1 protein-coding gene and 1 pseudogene are annotated in these 1,089 nt (G+C 66.6%); both read right to left on the bottom strand.

The window, feature by feature from the left end; translation table 11 throughout:
• A pseudogene (locus ENZ75_RS32630) lies at positions 1-427 on the bottom strand (hypothetical protein); the annotation flags it as partial.
• The coding region (locus ENZ75_RS32625; protein WP_164888213.1) for a glycosyltransferase family A protein at positions 424-1,089 on the bottom strand (666 nt) is incomplete at its 5' end. The gene ENZ75_RS32625 and the pseudogene ENZ75_RS32630, both read right to left, overlap by 4 nt.

Raw genomic sequence — 1,089 nt, 5'->3', positions numbered from 1 at the left:
GTATGTCGATGTCATGCGCCACCCGACCACGCTGCGCCGACGCGTTCAAGGCAATGCGGCTGGCGCCCTTGATCAGCATGATGTCGGCGCCGCCGTCGGCCATCGCCTTCAGCGTCGGCTCGGCCTCGCGCATCGCCATGCGCGACTTCGTCCACAGCATCTTCTGCAGGCCGACGAGGCGCGGGTGCGCGGTATGCCCGGCCAGTTTTCTGCCGAACCTGTCGGAGATGGCGGCGAGCAGACGATGTTCTCGAAACGAGACGAGGTCGATGTCGTTCTCGTCGAGCCAGCGCGCGGCGCAGGCAGCGGCTGCGTCCTCATCGGAGAGCAGCGCCGCCTTCAGCAACAGGTCCAACTGGCCGGTGGGCCACGACCAGCCATAGTCCGGGAAGCGGCGGCTGATGCGGCGAACAGGCCTGGCGTTCAACTGGAGCCCGCCTTGTTCTGGGCCCGCCGCTGCATGGCGAGCCTTGCGACCTGGATATAGCCCCGGTCGCGTGCCGGATCGCGGCCGTAGGAAAGGCTGCCCGGACGGATGCGGCGCAATGCAAGCACGTCGTCGAGCATGGCAAGTACAAAGCCTGCCTCACGAACCCGGGCGATCCAGTCGATCATCTCGCCGCGACCGCCTGGTGGGTCGATGATGGGACCGACGCTCTGCACCACCTCCTGGCGGATCATCATCGTCGTGCGCGACCAGCCCGCTCCACTGGCCGCATCGGGCAAATCGGGGCTGTCGCCGCGAAACGTCCGCCAGTGCGTAAAGACGCCCGCTGTCCCGGGATGGCGGCCGAGATAGGCCAGTTGCTGTTCGATCTTGTCCGGCAGCCACAAATCGTCGGCATCGAGCGTCGCGATGAGCGGCGTCGAGAGTGCCGCAATGCCACGGGTCGTTGCGCTGCCGGGTCCGGCATTGTCCTGTCGCAGCACCGTCACCGGCAGGTTCATCGCATCGATCACCGCGGCCGTATCGTCGGTCGAACCGTCATCGACCACGACGATGGCCTCCGCTTTTGCCGTCTGGGCCAGAACGGAGTTCAGGGCAGCGCCTATGGTGGCGGCCGCGTTGAAAGCCGGAATGACGACGCC

It is taken from the genome of Mesorhizobium sp. M7A.F.Ca.CA.002.04.1.1 (assembly GCF_004022805.1).
Lineage (GTDB): Bacteria > Pseudomonadota > Alphaproteobacteria > Rhizobiales > Rhizobiaceae > Mesorhizobium > Mesorhizobium ciceri.
Note: the sequence above shows the minus strand (reverse complement) of the source record. Positions and strands in the feature narration are given on the sequence as shown.